Genomic DNA, 19,178 nt, shown 5'->3' on the forward strand with positions numbered 1-19,178 from the left:
GGCATTTTATGTTCCGGGAGCAGAACATGTGGTATTTTTGACGGCATAGTCATTCGATGAAATAGACATTTAGACCAATTATTACAATATACCCAGGTAACTTAAGAGACTGAATTTAAGCTCGCTCAGCGGCTCTGAAAATTGCATCTGAGGTCACTTGGCTATAAACAGGCTGACATCATCCATTCGGCACTAAACAGATAAAAAGGGTAATGGCATGGTAAATGATATAGGTGAGCTTTCGCATCAGTTCTGGCAAAAAGCAGATAATTCCAGACTGGCGCCCGTGGAGCTTTATAAACACCAACGGCAAGTATTATTTACCTTTATGTTGCCTTATTTTAAAGTCGGTAACCGATTACTTGATATAGGCTGTTCAGACGGTGAGTTTACTGAATTATTAGCACGGGATAGTAGCTACGCCTTGGGTATTGATTTGTCTGAGGCGCTGATTGAACAGGCAAAAAAGTTGTACTCGAAGTCAAATGTACTGCATTTTGACGTTGCTGACATTGTGCAGTCTGAACTTGCAGGTGAGTTTGATATCGTTGCTTGTATGGGACTTTTTACCTGCCTGACTCGCCGTGCAGATTTTGAGCGAACTATCAGCCATATCATGGCAATACTTCAGCCCGGTGGTTATCTGGTATTGAAAGACTCGCTCATGTTAGATGGGAAAGACGAAACCTATGTTCATGATAATAGCTACGAAGCTATTTATCGGTCAGAAGCTGATTATCTTCAAGCCTTTACTCAATTTGGACTGCAAGTAGTACAACGTCATCCGCTGCACAGAGGTGGGCCAACTGGTAAAGTGAGCGTGCTGTATTTATTGCATCGTCCAGTCATTCAGCCTTATCTTTTTCTACCCAAAAAGGCAACTGTTAGCAGAATGGCGATTTTATATCAATTGCCGGAATCCTGGAGCAATGTGCGTTCAGTTTGGTTGGCCGCGAAGGCGAGAGTTGATGTTGAAGTTGTTGTTGTACTCTTACCTTTTTTTCATCAGCAAAAGGAGTGGCGTCGCAGTGCTGTGGAGCAGCAATTGCAGAAGGAAGGTATTGAATATATCAGTTGGGATGAATTTGATGTTGCTGATGCTGCTTTTGACATCGTACTTTATACCACCCCCGAAGATAGTTCGCGGCCAGTACCTTTTCAGTTTCCCGGGTTAAAATCGCAGGTGAAAGTCACTGCTTATATTCCTTATGGACTGGAGGTTGGCGGCGGTGCCCAAAATTTGGAGGTTCTGTATCGTCAGCCCGTTGTTGCTGGTGCAGATGCTGTTTTTGTGCGTTCCTCCGGTGTAAAAAAAATCTTCAACACCTATAGTCCAACAGCTGATCAGCAGGTGGTTGTCACTGGTCATCCCCGAATGGATGGACTGATCCACTTGTCTGAATTTGATGTTGATCCGCAACTTGTCGCTGATATTGCTGGCCGTACAGCAGTATTATGGAATGCACATTTTAGTTTTGATGAAGATCTGTGGTCTACTTTTGATCTATTTGCTGCAGATATACTGATTATGCTGCTGCAGCGACCCGATCTGGTATTAATTTTCCGTCCACACCCCTTATTGTGGAAAAGGCTGATAGATTTAGGCATTTTTAATAGTCTTGAAGTTGACGAATTAAAACATGAGCTGCGTAGCTTGGGTATTATTGTAGATGAACGGCCAGATCATCGGCATGCATTTGCCGCAAGCTGCGCGTTAATGACAGATGCCGGCTCTTTCTTACTGGAATATTTGGTGACTGAAAAGCCAGTACTTTATTTATGTAATCCTAAAGGCATGGAATTAAATGAGCAGGGGCAGGCTGTTGTGAATTACTACTGTACCGCCAATACAGCTGCTGATATTGCTACTTTTATCGACAACCTGCTGGCTGCAACCGATCCTGGTCGTAGCGCGCGGCTGGACGCTATTCCAGACTTCTTCAGCCATTTTGATGGTCATAGCGGTGAACGGATAGTGCAGTATTTAGTGAACAGGCTTCAGCAACAGACGAGCAGGAGTACAGTATAGTGGCAGTGGAACCTGATATGGGCTTGTTTGCTGCTTGCCCACAGCTGAGCAAATTATTAAATGCCCTGGCACAAATTCGTCAGGGCAAAGATGCACAATCATTAGCTAAAGGGGCCCTATCTGCTGACTATGCTAATCAACGAATACTCATATTTGGCACAGGTGAAGCTGGAAAACGTTTCTATCAGATGTTTCATCAGCACTATCAGGTATTGGCTTTTATTGATAATGATCAAAATAAACAAGGGACTACACTGAATAACTTACCTGTGCTGTCCCCGGCAGATATTGGCGCTATGTCGTATGACGTCATTTACATTGCGAGCCAGTATTACAGGGCCATATACCAGCAACTTGTGCTTGAATTAGCAGTTCCAGCCTTCAAAGTAAAATACTGAATGGCTAAGCCGTGAATCGGGGTCAAGACTTAGTGTGTTAAATTACTGGAAGCCAGACTAGAAAAGAACGTTGTTTTATTGACCAGCCCAGCTGTGCTTTGGGCAGCGCTGACACAGGGTGTTTCGCTGTTGAAAACCTGAGCGATGTACTAAAAGTCAGTTTTTAGTTCTCTGACTTTTAGTACACTTGAGTGTTTTTACAATCCGCTATGCTCCAGTCCTTTGCCGGTTTTTGCCAGTCGCCGTACATATTTGTCAGATAAGCTGCGGTGTCTGCAGGTACCAAAAAATCAGTTTGCAGGTAACTCAGTGTGCTCAGCCTGCTCAAAGAACTGGCTGAGGCTGTCATGCCGCGGGACGCCAGACTCCAGTACAGCTTGTCGCCGACCTGATATTTGGCGAATAAGTCGATGGCTGGAGCCTTGCCGTTGTCTGCCGCAATTTGATAACTGCGTAACATACCGGGTTTGACTGGTCCAAATTCGTAGTGGGTTTCAAGAGCGAACAGCTGATAGTTCAACGAGGTGCGTTGATTCAACTCGTGGATCACCTGCGGTAATACGGCTTCCATCTCTGGTAGTTGCTGTGCATCAAAGGCCAGATCTAAATCTGTGTCCCATGGGATCAATTGACCGTCACGGTACAAACCTAACAAAGTACCTGCTTCCAGATGGTAGCGGATAGCTGCAGCACTCAGATGTTGGTGCAACACAGTTAAACTCAGTTGCGCCAGTTGCAGGTAGTGCGGATCGGATAACAAGGTGCCTTTCATATACACCACTGGCACCCGTATCACTCTGTTTTTTGAAAGCTTTAGCTGGTTCAGCAGGTAGTCTTCAATCTGTTCGGCATATTCGCTCGCTATCAGCACCAGGCTTTGATCACGCAATAAAACAGCAGGGGCGAAGATGGTGAGGCCACAAAGTTCGTCACCTTGTCTGGACTCATTTGAGTCAATAAAACCCAGAATATGGTAACGTTCTGCATAATAAGGCAGGGCTTTTTGTCCACCTGCACCAGCGCCATAAATATAGGCGGTCTGTGTGTTATTTGTGGGTTGATGCATTTGAACACCTGCCTTTCATGTTGTCGTAGATATCGTTTTACAGGCTAAACACTACCTTACGACTAAACTGCTCTATTAAATTTACGCCATCCCAGTCCGGACTAAAGCTGAGTGCTTGTCCAACAGGCATCACCCGGTCAAGACCTGTATATACAGTCGACAGCCAGCTTTTCAGCAAGCTTGGATCCACACCCCAGACTGTTAAGGTTTGGTGGGCCTGTGTCAGCATAGAGTTTAACTGTTGAAGATCTTCAAGCTGTAATTCGATAAATAAACCACAACCCTGATGCTGCTGGATAAATCCGGGTTCCAGGCTGCTGACAGCCAGACGGGAAATACTTTGCTGTTGGGTCAGCATCAGCTGTTGTTCACTGCTCATAATCAGCTGCTGCGCCGTCGCTAAGGCCTGATACTGCTCGCTACTATTCAGAGGTTGCTTTTGCTGAATAAGCTCTGTTAAGGCCGGCCAAAACTTCTGCTGCGCTTGTTGTACTTGTTTTGCGTCACCCACCCAGATAACGGCTTTGGCCGAAGAGCAGCCTTGTTGGGCAAAAGTCAGCTGGTCGCGGTAAAACAGCTGCACCAGCTGCTGAAACTCTGTGTCATCCGCAGCAAGCACTTGCTCTGCACCTAACAAACACAAGGAAAACTTATGGCCAAAACTCAGTTCGCGGGCATGAGCTGGCATCAGCAATTGGCGCTGCGCCTGTATTGCCTGATCGGATCCCCATAAGACCCGGCCATCCACTGTGCTGATCAGTGCTTTTAATTCAGCGCTGTTGTAGTCACACTGCATCAGTTGGAAACGGGCATTTTGCTGCGGGAAAACATCGGCCAGACCACGAATTTTCTCTATTAATACAGTTGTGCTGCCACCACTTCGGCTGGATAAGCGAATGACGTTTTTATTGCCACAAAGCAGGCTTAAAATACCTGAGTAAACAAATAAACTGTCAACATTGGCAGGCGCACTATGAAACACCAAACCCAGTGGCTGACGGATAAACTGGCCCTGCTGATAGGGCGCAAGCAAAGGTTTTAAATTGGCCTGACGTAACCAGAACCCCAGGGCTATTAAATCCGGGAAATCCCGGCTTTGTGGTGCTTTTAATAAAGCTTCTGATAAGGCCTGACAATAGGCAAAATCCTGTTCTGCAAAAGGTTGCTGCAGCTCAGCTTTGGTGGTGGCTGGGTTTAAAATGGTCCAGCTCATACTGCTGCTCCTGACGAGAATGTGTCGCTACAGCCCCTTGCTTCGGCCTGAGGTAAGCGGCCTAAGATATGGAAGTATTTACCCATACGGCCACAAGGGCAGTTGTCTTCGCCTAACAGCACGGCGCGGTCTTCTGACAATAAACTATGGCCCGGATAACTGCGTGGCAAAGTGGATAACAGCTGCAATACACCTTCCTCTCCCACTGCTGCTGTTTGCCAGTTGCCCGGCTTGCGTACCAATACATCAGCGTAACTGGGGCAATGTAAATGGCCTTGTTCACACTCGACAAAAATAGCGCCCACTTGCTCTACCATGCCATAAAAGTTATGCACTTTGCTAATACCTGTTTGAGCCAGAACCTGTTGTTTAAAGGTGGTATTGTCGACGGCTTGGTCCTGCAGTTTTTTCCAGCCGCCACTATGCAGTAACAAAGCCTGTGGCAACAAAATAGTTTTGTTCTGCCTTTGAAGCTCTTGAATAAAAAATTGCCAGACCATAAAGGTAAAACCAAACACAAAGACCGGGCCATCGCCAAACTGCTGGCAAAACTGCTCGACAGCTTCAAAATTAATGCTCATATCGTCATTCAGTGCATAACAATGATTGCGGCCCATAAAGGACAAGCCCTGAATACCGGCACCACGGGCAGAAAAGTTGCTGCGGTCTTTAATCACACCTGGATGGTCAATAATCAGCATCGGCAAACGGGCTTTGCCCAGCCAATGCTGCATGATTTTCACCAGAATTTTTGATTGCATAGCGGCAGTTGCACTGTCGAGCACAATACGGGACTGTGTGCCTGTAGTACCGCTGGAATACAGCACTTTAAAGACGTCAGCGTCTGGCACCGACTGCAGTTTTAACTGCTTAAATAGTCGCACAGCCAGATAAGGCAGTTGTTCTGTTTGCTTTGCCGCCACAAAAGCGGGCCACTGCGCTGCAAGCAATTGCTGATAAGGTTGGCAATGCTGCTGATGATGTTTTGTCAGCCCGTTTAATTCAGCCAGCAATAAGGGCTGTTTTTCTGCGGCTTCCAGGCAATAAGGCTCGCGCTCAACCAGCATCACGACCCTCCTTCGCAAGCTGTAACAAGGCCTGGTAATCGGCTTTGCCATTGGAAAGCGTTGGTAAAGTGGGCAGTTGCATTACTTTGTATAAAGCCGGATGCAGTTGTAGCTGTTCGCGTAAATACAGTTGTAGTTGCTCTGCCAGATGGGGCTTTTGCTCTGTGTAAGCGACTACTAACAAGTCGTCCGTACCAGTGCAGCAGACAGGGTCAACCAAAGCAGAAAGTTGTTGTTCCAAATGGTCCAGTTGCAGTCGCTTGCCCTGAATTTTCAGAAAACGGCTTAAGCGCCCGACAATACGGTACAAGCCATTGGGCAGACGCTCTGCTAAATCGCCTGTGCTTAATTCAGTTAAAACGCCGGTACTGGTTAAGTCATCAGCACAGCTGGCATAGCCTAACATCACATTAGGACCACGGTAACAGAGCTCGCCTTCAGTGAAGTCTGCGGTGATCAGGTTTTTCGTACCAGGATCCCGCAGCAGCAATTCGCCTCCGGGAATAGGTTTACCAATACAATCGGCATACTGCTGAATGAGTTTCGGCGGCAAATAAGCGATACGGGCTGTGGCTTCAGTTTGGCCATACATCAGATAAACCGGCTTTTGCAGCGTACTTGATAGTTGTTGCACATAATCAGTCAGGCTGCTATTGAGTTTACCACCGGCTTGTGTCAAATAACGCAAAGCAGGGCGCGGCATACGCTCCAGCCGCAGCTGGCGATACAACTGATAACTAAAAGGCACACCATGTAAGCTGCTGATCTGAAAATCCCGGGTTTGTTGCCAGAATTCTTTGCTCATTAAAGGCGCTTCTGTCAGCAAGATGGATGCGCCTTGGTATAAATGACTATTCAGCACCGACAAGCCATAGGAATAGTGCAGCGGTAAGGCCGTAATGGCCGTATCTGTGCTCTCTATCGGTAAATAGTCACAAATAGCGCGGGCATTGGCTTCGATATTCTGTAAGGACAACATCACTGATTTAGGCGAGCCGGAACTACCTGAGGTGCTGAGTAACAAAGCACAATCGGGCCGCACTTTTTGTTGACAAGCGGTCAACTGAATTTCACCAGAACTTTGGATCAGCGCAGCAATATGTAAACGCTCGACTAAAGCTAAAGTTTGGCTGTCTGCCAAATCCGGCGCCAGTAATAACAGCGCTTTGCCGCTTCGAAGTGCGGCCAGATAAGCCACTACAGCAGATAAAGTGGAGCTAAAGTGCAAGGCCAGCAAAGAGTGTGCTGGCACCACTTTGTTTAAAGTGCAGCTGTACTGATCAGCTAGTTTTGCCAGCTGCAGGTAGCTGATGGTGCTGTTATCAGGTAAACGAAGCGCAATGGCGTCACCAAACAGCTCTAGTCTGTGAGCAAAACTCAGGCCCTTCATAAACTAAAACCACCATCGACCGCCAGAATATGGCCAGTGATATAACGAGCGTCGTTTGAGCATAAAAATTGGATCGCAGCGGCCACTTCATCGGCCTGGCCTAAACGGCGCAAGCTGATCTGTGCAATCAGTTGTTGTTTTTTATCTTCGCTGTAATGGGCTGTTAAATCAGTTTCGATAAAACCAGGCGCTACCGCATTAACGCGAATACCGTTTGGGCCTAATTCTTTTGCCAGCGATTTGACTAAAGCAGACACCGCGCCTTTGCTGGCTGCATAGACAGCCTGACCGGCCGAACCTGATTCGGCCACTTTGGACGATAACAATAACAAGTGACCGCTTTTATGGCGTAGCATTAGTTTGCTGGCAAGCTGACACAACTGCACTGTAGCGCCGACATTCAGCGCCAGCAGTTTATCCATATCCGCTAAACGGGTCATAGCCAGTAAAGCGTCCTGCATCTGGCCTGCACAGTGCACCAGATGACTTAACGCTTTGTCTTGCAATTCGGTGTGAACCCGACGAAATAAAGCAGTTACAGCGTCACGGTCTGTTAAATCTACAACATGAATGGAGACCAAAGCTCCTAAAGCCTGGCAGTCGGCCTGCACTTGTTCTAAAGCTGTTGGATCACGCGCCACCAACATCAGCTCATGGCCCGCTTTGGCAAGATGCAGGGCTACTGCGCGGCCTATGCCACGGCTGGCACCTGTAATAAGGCTAACAGGCGTTTTGCTGATCATTGACAAGCAGCCATCAGAACGAGACTCCGTATTTACTCAGTATTTCTTTGGCCTTGGCGACCGAACTCATATCAATAATATCGTCGGTATCGAGCATCACATTAAATACGTTTTCCAGTTCGGCAATCAGCAGCATATGGGCTGTTGAATCCCACTCTTTAATGCTGTTGTAGGCTAAATCATCATGAATTTGTGTGTCAGCAACCACTAAAGCTGTGGCAAAAGCGGCAGTGAGTTTTGCTGTGTTGGTTTGGATTAGTTCGTTGCTCATATTAATTCCGGATAAAAGTTGCAAATTTAGCGGCGGCGTCCCGGTGTGCTTGTGGCACCAGAGTCATGGCTACCATCTCGCCTGAAGGCTGCAGTGCATCAGGTTGATAACCTAATTGTTCATTAAACCTTAAGGCGGCGCTATTGGTATTTTTTACCTGCGCGAGCAGTGTTTTTTTTCCAAGCTGTTCAAAAGCATACTGGTTCAGCGCTAAAGCGGCAAAAAAAGCCAGTATAGTGCCGCGGTATTTGGCTTCACCTAAATAAAAACCTGTTTCCACAGCCTCACATTCTGTCACAGTCAAAGCCGTTGGGCTTTTTAAATTACAGGCGCCAACCTTTTGGTTTTTATAATAAATCACAAACTGCATCTGGCGTTGGTCTGAGCATATACGTTCAAACCAGCTCTGTTGTTGTTCTGCGCTTATTTCAGCTTGATCCAGCATTTGATTGCTTATTTCAGGGCTATTGCGCCACAACCTCAGTTGTTCCAAATCATCCGGCTGTAGAGGTTTTAGCAGCACATTAAAGGCTGCCATTTCGTCTTTATGCCACATCTGCAAAGCCGTTTGCAGCATTACACCAAATCCCAGCTCATGGCGGTGCCACGGGCCACATCTTTGGTCACAGTTTTGCCCAGCAGCATCGACAAATATTTAGGCGCTAAACCTAAACCAGGCCGGATAGCGCGCAAGTTTTCAGTGGTAAGTACATCACCTGCTTTTAAATCAGCTGCTATATACAAAGAGCGACGGTGTTTACGTGAAGCTATTTCTTTTTCAGTGCAGCCATAATTAACCTGACCTAAGGCTACTTTGGCTCTGGCGGTTTCTTCCACCAGTTGTTTCAGCTCGTTTGGCTCTAACGAAAACTCAGCATCTACACCCCCTTCGCTTCTGTCGAGTACAAAGTGTTTTTCAATCACAGTGGCACCCAAAGCCACTGCAGCCACAGAGACGCCAATGCCTGTGGTGTGATCAGATAAACCGGCCTGGCATTGAAACAGCTGAGCTAAATGCGGAATGGTCAGTAAATTGGCATCGACAGGACGGGCAGGGTAGTTGCTGGTGCATTTGAGTAAAATCAGCTCTTTGCAGCCGTTTGCTCTTAAAACCTCTACAGATTCAGCGAGCTCTGACTGACTGGCCATGCCGGTTGACATAATTACAGGCTTGCCGGTTTTTGCCACAGCGGCCAGCAGCGGATGATCGATATTTTCAAAGGAGGCGATTTTATAACAAGGCACATCCAGCGATTCTAAAAAATCCACAGCTGTTAGATCAAAAGGGGTGCTGAACGCCAGCATACCGTGGCTTTTCGCCCGTTCAAAAATGGCTTTATGCCAGTCCCAAGGCGTGTAGGCAATCTGGTATAACTTATACAAGGTGGTGCCATGCCAGAGGCTGTTTTTATCTTCGATATAAAACTCGCCTGTGTCTATATCCAGCGTCATGGTGTCGGCGGTGTAGGTTTGTAATTTAACAGCCTGAGCACCGGCAGCAGCTGCTGCATCTATCATCGCCAGCGCTTTATCCAAAGACTGATCGTGATTACCCGACAGCTCAGCAATAATTAAAGGCGGATGAGAAGGTCCAACCCAATGCTGGCCTAATTGAATATCCAAAAATGCTTTGCTCATCTGTATTTTCCTGTACTGCTGTTGGCCTTTAATGCCGACCCTGAAATTCTGTGTTGAGTAAATCTACAATAGCAGCACAACCGCCGCCTTGTGGCACCAGTTGTTTGGCTTGTTTTGACATCAGTTGCAACTGCTCTGGATTGTCCAACAGCTGTTGCACAGCTTGTGTTAACTGCACTGCTGTTAAGTCCTGGCCATGCCCGAGATAAATACAAGCACCGGCGTCGGCTAAACATAAAGTGCTGGCGAGCTGATTTTCTGCCAAAGTCATCACCAAAGCTGGCAATGCCAAAGCACAGCGTTCCCAATGCGTGGAACCACCAGCACCTATCATTAAAGTGGCTTGACTCATCAATTCAGCCATCTGTGGCGTATTCATATGTAACCTAAAACGACAGTCTTTAGCACAACGTTTTTCAAGCTCAATCCTGTGTGGATTGGCAAGGCCTATCACTATATCGGCATGAAAGTCAGTTTTCTGAAGTTGTTGTAAAGCCAGAATGGTTAAGCTGGTTAAATTCAGCTCGTCTGTACCACCGTAAAAAACTAAAAAGCGCAGCTGATCGGTTTTTGCTGTTCGTTGAACAGTTGCAAATTCCGGACGCAGCAGCACATAAGAAGGGCCTAACAGCAGTGTGGCTTCTTTATTCACCAGTGAGTCATACCGGCTATGCAGCTGCGGATAGAGGTTTTGATCCAGCAAATAATCACAGTGATGAGGCCTGTTGGCTAAATCATCGATCACCAGCACTTTGCGATAGAAACCTGTCATTGCCTGCTCAAACACTGAGGATAAAGCATAGTGATCAATCACTAATAAATCGACTGGCGCTTGCAGCAACTGCTTAAGCTCTGCTGCATCCTGCTGTTCTGTTACGCCAAGCCAGGCGGCATAACCTGTGGCAGTTTTTTTTGTTGAAGCTTGTGCTGGAGCTGTTAATTCAAGGACGTCAAAACCCTGATCGCGCAACCACTGAATTAAGTTGCCCGGATGAGCGCGACAGGCAAAAGCAACAGACCAATCGGATCGCTGCAAAGCTTTGGCTAAGGTCAGGCAACGCATCAGATGGCCTGACCCTATCACTGAAGATGCATCTACCCGAAACAAAGCTTTTTTTGCAACTGTCATAGGCGTTTTAACAGCAATTGATGTAAAAGTTCAGCCCGCAGCCAATCCTCTTCGGTGTCTATATCCTGCACCAGATGCTGTGGCAGCTCATACAAATAAGAACCTGACGAAAACACTGGTTTGGCATCCAGCCAGCTTTGAGCGCGGCCACAATAAAACTGACCCGCATCATGATAAGTTTCAGCCAAATCCTGTGAACGTTTAGGAATAGAGGCTGGGTCTACTGCGCTTACTTTGCCTGACTCAGAGCGATATAAAGCCCGCTGAATCGGAAAACTAAAACGACAGCCGGAGAAGACATAATCTAAAGCTGCATCCTGTTGCAATTGCAGCATGGCCTCTTTTAGCATCTCAGCTTGAAGCAAAGGTGCAGTGGCATAAATACAGGCAACGAATTCGGGTTTTAACTGGTGTTGCAGGGCCCAATTGATGGCATGACGCACTACGGCTGAGGTACCTGTGTGATCATCTGATAATTCGGCAGGGCGGATAAAAGGTACTTTGGCGCCAAATTTTTGTGCCACAGCGGCAATTTCAGCATCGTCTGTTGATACCCAGACTTCATCAAAAGCCGCCGATAATAATGCAGCTTCGATAGACCAGCCAATCATCGGCTTGCCATTAAAATCTTTAATATTTTTACGCGGAACACGTTTACTGCCGCCGCGTGCCGGAATAATGGCCAGTCGCATCCGTTACTCCTTACAGGCGTCCTGCAGCGCCGACGCCACGATTTGCTGCTGCTCTGCTGTTAAATCGGCGTACAAAGGTAAACTAATGATTCTACTGTAAAAATCCTCTGCTTGCGGTAAATCACCCCATTGAAAACCAAGCTGTTGATAATAAGGTTGGGTATGGATAGGAATGTAATGCACATTGACTCCAATACCAGCACTGCGTAGTGCTTCAAATACAGCTAAACGGCGATTTTCGTCATGCAATTTAATAATATACAAATGCCAGGCTGACTGACCGGCAGGGCATTCTTCTGGTAAATCCAGCGGTAGGTTTTGCAACAAGCTGCGGTAGTGGGCAACGGCTGCCAGACGTTTCATTACAAAAGTGTCCAGCCTTTTTAACTGGCTTAAACCTAAAGCAGCCTGCAAGTCTGTCATTCGGTAATTCAGACCCAGTTCAACTTGTTGATAATACCAGGGGCCATGACTGACTTCGGTCATGTCTTCGGGATTACGGGTAATACCATGGCTTCGTAGCAGTTGCATGCGAGCGGCCAGGGTTAAATCTTTGGTCAGCGCCATACCACCTTCAGCAGTAGTAATAATTTTTACCGGGTGAAAGCTAAAGACTGTGATGTCGCTGAACTGACAGCTGCCGATTTTGTGCTGTAAATAACTGCCGCCAATGGCATGAGACGCGTCTTCAATAATGCGTATGCCATAAGGCTGGCATAAGGTGTAAATCTGCTGCATAGCACAGCTGTGACCAGCCAGATGCACTGGTATAAGCACTTTGGGTAAGCTATTGTCTGCGGCGGCTTGCTGCAATTTTGCAGCCAAAGCTTTGACAGACATCAAGCCTGTATCAGGTTCCACATCGACAAAATCTACTGCAGCCCCACAATACAAAGCGCAGTTAGCTGAGGCGACAAAACTGATGGAGCTGGTCCAGACTCTGTCGCCCGCTTTAACATCTAATGCCAGACAAGCGATATGCAAGGCTGAAGTCGCACTATTTACTGCCACTGCATAAGGCACATTGCAATAACTAGCCAACGCCTGTTCAAAAGCTGGCACTGCAGGTCCCTGAGTCAGAAAGTCAGATTTCAGCGTATCTATAACAGCCTGAATATCCTCTTCGCTTATCGACTGTCTGCCATAAGGGATCATAACATCGCGTCTCTATTAAAACTCTCCAGCTCTTCCAGTGTTAAAAAGTGCGGGTTTTTATCCGACACATATTCAAAACCTGGTGCTACCAACTTGCCATTTTCTTTCAAAGCATTAACTGTGAAGTTATTACCTCTGTTATAAAACTGGATAGAGGGTGCAATCACATAGTGATCATCGTATTCGTAGGTGTTATAGGACATATCACCAGGGCACATCATTTCGTGTAATTTTTCACCAGGGCGTATACCTACTTCTTTAATAGGCAAATCCGGCGCTATAGATTTGGCTAAATCAACTATACGAATAGAAGGAATTTTGGGTACGAAGATTTCACCGCCCAACATACGTTCGAAGTTCTTTAATACAAAATCGACACCTTGCTGCAGGCTGATCCAAAAGCGGGTCATCTCCAGGTGAGTCACAGGCATATGGTCAGTGCCTTTTTGTTTCAGCTGCTCAAAAAAGGGTACTACTGAACCCCGTGAACCCACCACATTGCCATAACGCACCACGGAGAAACGGGGTTTGCTGCCCCCTGATATGTTATTGGCGGCGACAAAGAGTTTGTCAGAAGCCAGCTTAGTGGCCCCGTATAAGTTAATAGGGTTGGCGGCTTTGTCGGTCGACAGCGCAATTACCTTATGGACATTATTTTCAATGGCCGCGTTGATCACATGCTCGGCACCATTGATATTGGTTTTGATACATTCCATAGGGTTGTATTCGGCTGCAGGTACTTGCTTCAAAGCTGCTGCATGAATCACATAATCCACACCACGCATGGCCCGGATTAAACGTTCCTGATCCCGCACGTCACCAATAAAATAACGCATGCAGGGCGCATTAAACTTCTGCTGCATTTCGTATTGTTTTAATTCATCTCTGGAATAGATGATAATTTTATTGGGTTTGTACCGCTCAAGCAGAGTTTGGGTGTATTTATGGCCAAAAGAGCCAGTGCCACCTGTAATAAAGATATTTTTGCCGTCAAACATAAGCGCCCCTGATGTGTCATAAAACTGACAGTCATATTGGATCTGTACCCACTGTAACAAACCTTAGCATAATTTATTCCACTATTAAAAAATCCTTTTTAAATAGGTGCTTAGCTCCACAGAGGCTTGAAGTGATGCTGTTGCATAAAAAAAGTACAGCCTAAAGCTTGGGGAAGCTGATCATTTTGGGGTAAACTCCAAGCATAGCCTGTCCATTCTGGAATAGCCTGAGGTAGTAGTATGAAAATCGGTAGCTCCTTCGCCAATGAAAACCAGTTGAAATTCAATTCGAATGAATCTGAAAATCTGCTGAAAAAATTAGCCACTGCCCGTCGTATCAACAGCGCTGCTGACGATGCTGCCGGACTGCAAATTGCCAACCGCTTAACTCAAAGTGCCAATGCTTCAGCTCAGGGCACACAGAATGTGTACGATGGTATTTCTTTAGCTACTGTGGCCGATCAAGGTCTGCAGGGCGTGACAGACAACCTGAATGAAATGGGTCGTTTAGCCGTACAGGCTGGTAATGGCATATTGTCGGCTTCTGACCGTCAGGCATTGCAAAAACAAGCTGACGCCTACGCTGCCAGTATTCAGGATCAAATTAAAAACACTGAATTTGCCGGCATCAAATTATTTGATCAGGATGGCTCTATTCCTGTCGGTACAGGCAACGGCAGCATTGCTATCAAAACTCAGGATTTATCCACTAAGTTAACTGACTCAGGTGCTTTCAGTATTGATTTATCTTCTGCCGAAAGTGCGCAAGCTTCGCTGAAGTCTATCCGGACTTCTTCACAACTGGTGGACAACAACAGAACTGATTTAGGCGCTACTATTAACGCTTTGCAGTCTACGGCCCGTAATCTGCAAACGCAGAATGTAAACGAGCAGGAAGCCATCAGCCGTATTCAGGACCTGGATTATGCCAAAGCGGTAACAGAGCAAGTTGCAGCTGGTGTTCGTGAACAGGCTTCTGTTTCTGTAATAAGCCAGGGCCGTATTTCTGAACAACAAGCCTTAAAGCTGTTAGCTTAATTTTTTACTCTCTTTCCCGTCTCTAAAACGCTATTTTTTTGACACCAGTGTCAAAAAAATAGCGTTTTACCTTGCAACCTCAGACAAGCTTTGTAGAATGACTAAAAAGCAATAAAAGTCTGAGTCTTATGACCACCAAGCTCTATATTCTTGATCAGCAGGAACAACGAACCTCTCGTTTAGGTGCAGTGCTGAGTTTTATTTCTGAAACTCACCAGTTGCTGAACTACCACGAGCTGGACCAGCATTTACATGCAGGCTCGCAGGCTGTGATTTTATTAGGGGCTTTATCCAGTCAGGATCATGAACAACTGATCCGTCGTTATCCGGCTTGTGCTTTTTTGCTGCTGGGCGAGACTCTGAAGCACCATTTGGGCTTGGCCAATGTGGTTGGCTTACTGACCGAACCTTTCTCTTACGCTTCTTTTACCCAGTTGCTGCGGGATTGTCAGGAGTACCAACGGTTATTGCCAGGCCAAAAAGGCCAATGTGAGCAATCACGTTTTATTGGTATGGTCGGACAAACTCAGGCCATGCAGCAGGTCCGTTTCCTGATCCAACAAGTGGCTAAAACAGACGCCAATGTATTAATTCTTGGGGATTCTGGCACAGGCAAAGAAGTAGTAGCCCGTAATATCCATGTGTTGTCGAATCGCAGTCAGGGGCCTTTTGTGCCGCTGAACTGTGGTGCTATTCCGGCCGAGCTATTGGAAAGCGAATTGTTTGGTCATGAAAAAGGCGCTTTTACCGGTGCTATCTCTACCCGCAAAGGCCGTTTTGAACTGGCACAGGGTGGCACTCTGTTCCTGGATGAAATTGGTGATATGCCTTTGCCTATGCAGGTGAAGTTATTAAGAGTACTGCAGGAGCGGATCTATGAACGGGTGGGCGGCAGTCAGCCAATCCGGGCTGATGTACGTATTATTGCCGCGACCCACAGAGCGCTGGAAAACATGATTGAAGAAGGGCGTTTTCGTGAAGACTTATTTTATCGCCTGAATGTATTTCCTATTGAAACTCCGGCTTTACGCGACAGAAGCGATGACTTGCCCCTGTTGGTGCAGGAACTGATTATCCGCACTGAGCAACAAGGCCATGCCAAAGTGAAGTTTACCGAGCGGGCTTTGGAGAGTTTAAAACTGCACCCATGGCCTGGTAATGTGCGTGAGCTGGCCAACCTGGTGGAACGTATGGCTATTATGTTTCCGAATCAGGTGGTGGATGTGGCTGAATTACCGCAAAAATACCGCCATCTGGAAGTCGAAACTTATGTGCCTGTTTATCCGGATGCCTTGTTGGAGCGGGACGCCATTAATGAATTGTTCCAAAGCAGTGACGACGAAGACGAAAGCACAGAGGAGCCGCTGTTTTCTGCAATAGAGAGTATTGAAGTTTTGCCAGAGCAGGGCATGGATCTAAAAGAGTTTTTGGCTGAACTGGAAATTTCTCTGATCACTCAGGCATTAGAGCGGCACGACTATGTAGTTGCAAGAGCAGCGGATATTCTTTGTTTGCGCCGTACTACCCTGGTAGAAAAAATGCGTAAATACAATTTAATGCGGGATGAAAGCCAGGCCTGAAAGCCAAACTGTCAAAAAAATGGCCTGTTAAGTTATTGATTTTACATATCTTAAATCAGTTTTTAATTGTGGCATGTCTTGTGCATTTGAATGGCTAGTGTCAATTCATTTGCAGAGACGTTATGAGTACAGCCAAAGCTTATGCTTATGTTGCAGCAGAAATGCAGCCACAAGCGCAGCCAGAAATAGCGACAGCCTCAGCAACTGCCATTTCTACGGCCCGTCAGGCCCGTCGTCTGCAACATTTAGTCAATAACCTGCCGACAGCCGTCATAGTACTGGACGAACGGGGTTATGTGGCTGAAGCCAATCCTGTTGCTATTTCTATGCTGGGCGAACCCTTAGTGGGGCAGCGCTGGCTGGATGTAATAGCGCGCTCGTTCCGGCCACGCAGTGATGATGGCATGGAAGTGTCTTTGTTGGATGGTCGCAGAGTCAAGCTGGCGATCAGTTCACTGGAACCAGAAGCAGGGCAGTTGATTGTATTAACTGATCTGACGGAAACCCGTCAACTGCAAAGCCGTCTGGCTCATCTGCAACGTTTATCTACCCTTGGAAAAATGATGGCGTCGCTGGCGCATCAAATCCGCACGCCGTTATCCTCAGCTTTGTTATACGCCCAGAATTTAACCAGCCCTAAACTGAATCCACAGTCGCGTGAGCAATTTCAGCACAAGCTGGTGGCCCGTCTGGTGGATTTAGAGCAACAGGTCAATGACATGTTGTTATTTGCGCGCGCAGGACGCGAGCAACAAGTAGAAGCCTTATCTTTACAGCAACTGCTGACAGAAGTTTTTGCTGGCGTTGAAGCTTTGGTAGAACAACAACAAAGTCAAATCAGCGTCCAGTTACCTGAACCCGATGTGCAAATTCTTGGCAATCCCCGCAGCTTAGCCGGTGCTATTCAGAATTTAATCCAAAACAGCATGCAGATCATAGGTCAGGGCGCGGTGCTAAAACTGGAAGCCAGGTTAGATCCTGCCAATTCTCAGCAGGTGATCATCGCGGTTGAAGACAATGGCCCTGGTGTACCAGAGCATTTACAACAACAAATTTTTGAACCCTTTTTTACTACCCGTAGTCAGGGCACTGGCCTTGGACTGGCTGTAGTGCAGGCTGTTGCTCATTCCCACAATGGCTCTATCCGCTATTGCACTTCAGCAATGGGTGGTGCCCGTTTTGAATTATTGTTTCCGGTCTATCGGCCTGTCACTGCAGGTCAGGAGTTAAGTTATGCAAACAACTAGTATTTTGGTCGTAGAGGATGATGCCGGCTTACGCGAAGCATTGTGTGACACGCTGAGTCTGGCGAATTATCAGGTGGTGCCAGCCCAAAGTGCTGAGCAGGGGTTGCAGCTGTTAAAAGAGCATAAAATCTCTTTGCTTATCAGTGACGTGCAAATGGGCACTATGTCAGGTTTAGATTTACTCAAAACTGTGAAGCTGAATTACCCCTCTTTACCTGTGCTGATGATGACGGCCTACGCTAACGTCAATGATGCAGTGGTTGCTATTCGTCATGGTGCTGTGGATTATCTGGCGAAACCATTTTCACCCGAAGTGCTGATCAATATGGTCAGTCGTTATGCTTTGGGGGCAGAAGTTGCGACTATTGAACCTGTAGTGCATTCCGAGCAGGGCAAACAATTGGTAAAACTGGCGGCGAAAGTCGCACGTTCTGATGCCAACGTGCTGGTGCTGGGGCCAAGTGGTTCTGGTAAAGAAGTGCTGGCGCGTTATATTCACCAGCAAAGTGGCCGTCCCGATGGTCCTTTTGTTGCTATTAACTGTGCAGCCATTCCGGAAAATATGCTCGAAGCCACCTTATTTGGTTACGAAAAAGGCGCGTTTACCGGCGCTATACAGGCTTGCCCCGGCAAGTTTGAGCAAGCCCAGCAAGGCACTATTTTACTGGATGAAATCAGTGAAATGGACTTAAACCTGCAGGCGAAATTACTGCGGGTATTGCAGGAAAGAGAAGTCGAACGTTTAGGTGCACGCAAAACTATTAAACTGGATGTGCGGGTCATTGCCACCAGTAACAGAGATTTAAAACAAGCTGTGGCTGAAGGTAAATTCCGTGAAGATTTGTACTACCGGCTGAATGTGTTTCCACTGACCTGGACAGCTCTGGCTGAACGCCCGGCAGATATAGTGCCACTGGCGATGCATTTGCTGGAGCGCCATTGTCGCAGCACAGGAATGCCACAACCCACTTTAAGTTATGCCGCTCAGCACAAGCTGATGCAGCACTACTGGCCAGGTAATGTGCGTGAGCTGGACAACATAGTGCAGCGCGCTTTGATTATTTGTGATGGCGATCAGATCAATGCTGCTGATATTTTGCTGGAATCAGCACCCAATATGATGGACAGCATGCCTGATGCAGCTTTTGCTCAAAGCGCTGAGCAAGATGTCAGCGTTTTTAAGTCTGAGATCTACGAGCAGGAACACCGTATTATTCTGGAAACCATGCGCGCCTGCGCCAACAGCCGCAAAGAAGTGGCTGAACGGCTGGGGATCAGCGCCCGTACTTTAAGATACAAACTGGCCCGGATGCGTGAGTCTGGTATACAGCTACCCGCTTGAACCTCAGGGTCAGGGCTTAGGCTCTGACCTTTTGTTTACCCTCTTCAAGTCTGAAATTCAGACCCAGTTCTTCTCTTGCTCTATGTGCTTAAGTGTATGTTTTATAGTGAAACTTTGCCTTATTGACCTACTAGGAACACTACGTAGGGTCAGAGGCAAGGCTCTGACCCTTAATTCTGGCA

18 protein-coding genes are annotated in these 19,178 nt (G+C 46.9%); 6 read left to right on the forward strand and 12 right to left on the reverse strand.

The annotated features are described in order from the left end of the window. Window positions 1–328 precede the first annotated feature (328 nt). Window positions 329–2,029 carry a methyltransferase domain-containing protein gene (locus J2W69_RS00645; protein ID WP_310275053.1) on the forward strand — a complete coding sequence of 567 codons (1,701 nt, stop codon included), beginning with the start codon at window positions 329–331 and terminating at the stop codon, window positions 2,027–2,029. After that, window positions 2,029–2,427 (forward strand): nucleoside-diphosphate sugar epimerase/dehydratase, encoded by a 399-nt coding sequence (locus J2W69_RS00650; protein WP_310273558.1) that lies wholly within the window; start codon window positions 2,029–2,031, stop codon window positions 2,425–2,427. Before J2W69_RS00645 ends, J2W69_RS00650 begins: the two co-directional genes overlap by 1 nt. A gap of 178 nt (window positions 2,428–2,605) precedes the next feature. On the opposite strand, the gene J2W69_RS00655 is transcribed toward J2W69_RS00650, so the two are convergent. From J2W69_RS00655 to pseB, 12 genes are read right to left on the reverse strand one after another with little or no spacing between them, the layout of a single operon-like run. Then, the gene (locus J2W69_RS00655; protein ID WP_310273560.1) at window positions 2,606–3,493 is read right to left on the reverse strand and encodes a nucleoside-diphosphate sugar epimerase/dehydratase; all 888 of its coding nucleotides are present in this window, start codon (window positions 3,491–3,493) and stop codon (window positions 2,606–2,608) included. A gap of 37 nt (window positions 3,494–3,530) precedes the next feature. Further along, complete coding sequence (locus J2W69_RS00660; protein WP_310273562.1) at window positions 3,531–4,706, reverse strand: acyl-CoA reductase; 1,176 nt, start codon at window positions 4,704–4,706, stop codon at window positions 3,531–3,533. Then, window positions 4,703–5,773 (reverse strand): LuxE/PaaK family acyltransferase, encoded by a 1,071-nt coding sequence (locus tag J2W69_RS00665; RefSeq protein WP_310273564.1) that lies wholly within the window; start codon window positions 5,771–5,773, stop codon window positions 4,703–4,705. Before J2W69_RS00665 ends, J2W69_RS00660 begins: the two co-directional genes overlap by 4 nt. Beyond that, window positions 5,763–7,163 carry an AMP-binding protein gene (locus J2W69_RS00670; RefSeq protein WP_310273565.1) on the reverse strand — a complete coding sequence of 467 codons (1,401 nt, stop codon included), beginning with the start codon at window positions 7,161–7,163 and terminating at the stop codon, window positions 5,763–5,765. Before J2W69_RS00670 ends, J2W69_RS00665 begins: the two co-directional genes overlap by 11 nt. Then, the gene (locus J2W69_RS00675) at window positions 7,160–7,906 is read right to left on the reverse strand and encodes an SDR family NAD(P)-dependent oxidoreductase (protein WP_310273567.1); all 747 of its coding nucleotides are present in this window, start codon (window positions 7,904–7,906) and stop codon (window positions 7,160–7,162) included. The genes J2W69_RS00670 and J2W69_RS00675 overlap by 4 nt, the downstream gene beginning before the upstream one ends. A gap of 13 nt (window positions 7,907–7,919) precedes the next feature. After that, window positions 7,920–8,177: a hypothetical protein gene (locus tag J2W69_RS00680; protein WP_008898520.1), complete on the reverse strand. Its 258-nt coding sequence runs from the start codon at window positions 8,175–8,177 to the stop codon at window positions 7,920–7,922. A gap of 1 nt (window position 8,178) precedes the next feature. Further along, entirely contained in the window at window positions 8,179–8,754 is a 576-nt protein-coding gene (locus tag J2W69_RS00685; protein ID WP_310273569.1) for a GNAT family N-acetyltransferase, read from the reverse strand. Next, window positions 8,754–9,815 (reverse strand): pseudaminic acid synthase, encoded by a 1,062-nt coding sequence (gene pseI / locus J2W69_RS00690; RefSeq protein WP_310273571.1) that lies wholly within the window; start codon window positions 9,813–9,815, stop codon window positions 8,754–8,756. The genes J2W69_RS00685 and pseI overlap by 1 nt, the downstream gene beginning before the upstream one ends. A gap of 28 nt (window positions 9,816–9,843) precedes the next feature. Next, window positions 9,844–10,944 carry a UDP-2,4-diacetamido-2,4,6-trideoxy-beta-L-altropyranose hydrolase gene (pseG, locus tag J2W69_RS00695; RefSeq protein WP_310273573.1) on the reverse strand — a complete coding sequence of 367 codons (1,101 nt, stop codon included), beginning with the start codon at window positions 10,942–10,944 and terminating at the stop codon, window positions 9,844–9,846. After that, window positions 10,941–11,636 (reverse strand): pseudaminic acid cytidylyltransferase, encoded by a 696-nt coding sequence (gene pseF / locus J2W69_RS00700; protein WP_310273575.1) that lies wholly within the window; start codon window positions 11,634–11,636, stop codon window positions 10,941–10,943. The genes pseG and pseF overlap by 4 nt, the downstream gene beginning before the upstream one ends. A gap of 3 nt (window positions 11,637–11,639) precedes the next feature. Continuing rightward, window positions 11,640–12,791, reverse strand: a complete 1,152-nt coding sequence (gene pseC, locus J2W69_RS00705) for a UDP-4-amino-4,6-dideoxy-N-acetyl-beta-L-altrosamine transaminase (RefSeq protein WP_310273576.1) — start codon at window positions 12,789–12,791, stop codon at window positions 11,640–11,642. Continuing rightward, on the reverse strand, window positions 12,788–13,789 hold the full coding sequence (gene pseB, locus J2W69_RS00710; RefSeq protein WP_310273578.1) for a UDP-N-acetylglucosamine 4,6-dehydratase (inverting): 1,002 nt from the start codon (window positions 13,787–13,789) through the stop codon (window positions 12,788–12,790). Before pseB ends, pseC begins: the two co-directional genes overlap by 4 nt. A gap of 240 nt (window positions 13,790–14,029) precedes the next feature. Here pseB and J2W69_RS00715 point away from each other — a divergent pair, with 240 nt between their 5' ends. The 4 genes from J2W69_RS00715 (at window position 14,030) to J2W69_RS00730 (ending at window position 18,996) form a co-directional block, all read left to right on the forward strand. Continuing rightward, window positions 14,030–14,827, forward strand: coding sequence for a flagellin (locus J2W69_RS00715; protein WP_310273580.1), 798 nt, complete (start codon window positions 14,030–14,032; stop codon window positions 14,825–14,827). A gap of 128 nt (window positions 14,828–14,955) precedes the next feature. After that, complete coding sequence (locus J2W69_RS00720; RefSeq protein ID WP_310273582.1) at window positions 14,956–16,407, forward strand: sigma-54 dependent transcriptional regulator; 1,452 nt, start codon at window positions 14,956–14,958, stop codon at window positions 16,405–16,407. 122 nt (window positions 16,408–16,529) lie between these two features. Next, on the forward strand, window positions 16,530–17,654 hold the full coding sequence (locus tag J2W69_RS00725; protein WP_310273584.1) for a sensor histidine kinase: 1,125 nt from the start codon (window positions 16,530–16,532) through the stop codon (window positions 17,652–17,654). Next, window positions 17,641–18,996, forward strand: coding sequence for a sigma-54-dependent transcriptional regulator (locus J2W69_RS00730; RefSeq protein WP_310273585.1), 1,356 nt, complete (start codon window positions 17,641–17,643; stop codon window positions 18,994–18,996). Before J2W69_RS00725 ends, J2W69_RS00730 begins: the two co-directional genes overlap by 14 nt. Window positions 18,997–19,178: the final 182 nt, after the last annotated feature.

The sequence above is a fragment of the Rheinheimera soli genome, from assembly GCF_031457405.1.
Classification (GTDB): domain Bacteria; phylum Pseudomonadota; class Gammaproteobacteria; order Enterobacterales; family Alteromonadaceae; genus Pararheinheimera; species Pararheinheimera soli_A.

Coding starts and splice junctions, on each gene's coding strand:
- J2W69_RS00675 (WP_310273567.1), bottom strand. CDS start 7,906: ATGATCAGCAAAACGCCTGTTAGCCTTATTACAGGTGCCAGCCGTGGC.
- J2W69_RS00645 (WP_310275053.1), top strand. CDS start 329: ATGTTGCCTTATTTTAAAGTCGGTAACCGATTACTTGATATAGGCTGT.
- J2W69_RS00680 (WP_008898520.1), bottom strand. CDS start 8,177: ATGAGCAACGAACTAATCCAAACCAACACAGCAAAACTCACTGCCGCT.
- J2W69_RS00655 (WP_310273560.1), bottom strand. CDS start 3,493: ATGCATCAACCCACAAATAACACACAGACCGCCTATATTTATGGCGCT.
- J2W69_RS00665 (WP_310273564.1), bottom strand. CDS start 5,773: ATGCTGGTTGAGCGCGAGCCTTATTGCCTGGAAGCCGCAGAAAAACAG.
- J2W69_RS00725 (WP_310273584.1), top strand. CDS start 16,530: ATGAGTACAGCCAAAGCTTATGCTTATGTTGCAGCAGAAATGCAGCCA.
- J2W69_RS00685 (WP_310273569.1), bottom strand. CDS start 8,754: ATGCTGCAAACGGCTTTGCAGATGTGGCATAAAGACGAAATGGCAGCC.
- J2W69_RS00730 (WP_310273585.1), top strand. CDS start 17,641: ATGCAAACAACTAGTATTTTGGTCGTAGAGGATGATGCCGGCTTACGC.
- J2W69_RS00660 (WP_310273562.1), bottom strand. CDS start 4,706: ATGAGCTGGACCATTTTAAACCCAGCCACCACCAAAGCTGAGCTGCAG.
- pseF (WP_310273575.1), bottom strand. CDS start 11,636: ATGCGACTGGCCATTATTCCGGCACGCGGCGGCAGTAAACGTGTTCCG.
- J2W69_RS00720 (WP_310273582.1), top strand. CDS start 14,956: ATGACCACCAAGCTCTATATTCTTGATCAGCAGGAACAACGAACCTCT.
- pseB (WP_310273578.1), bottom strand. CDS start 13,789: ATGTTTGACGGCAAAAATATCTTTATTACAGGTGGCACTGGCTCTTTT.
- J2W69_RS00670 (WP_310273565.1), bottom strand. CDS start 7,163: ATGAAGGGCCTGAGTTTTGCTCACAGACTAGAGCTGTTTGGTGACGCC.
- pseC (WP_310273576.1), bottom strand. CDS start 12,791: ATGATCCCTTATGGCAGACAGTCGATAAGCGAAGAGGATATTCAGGCT.
- pseG (WP_310273573.1), bottom strand. CDS start 10,944: ATGACAGTTGCAAAAAAAGCTTTGTTTCGGGTAGATGCATCTTCAGTG.
- J2W69_RS00715 (WP_310273580.1), top strand. CDS start 14,030: ATGAAAATCGGTAGCTCCTTCGCCAATGAAAACCAGTTGAAATTCAAT.
- pseI (WP_310273571.1), bottom strand. CDS start 9,815: ATGAGCAAAGCATTTTTGGATATTCAATTAGGCCAGCATTGGGTTGGA.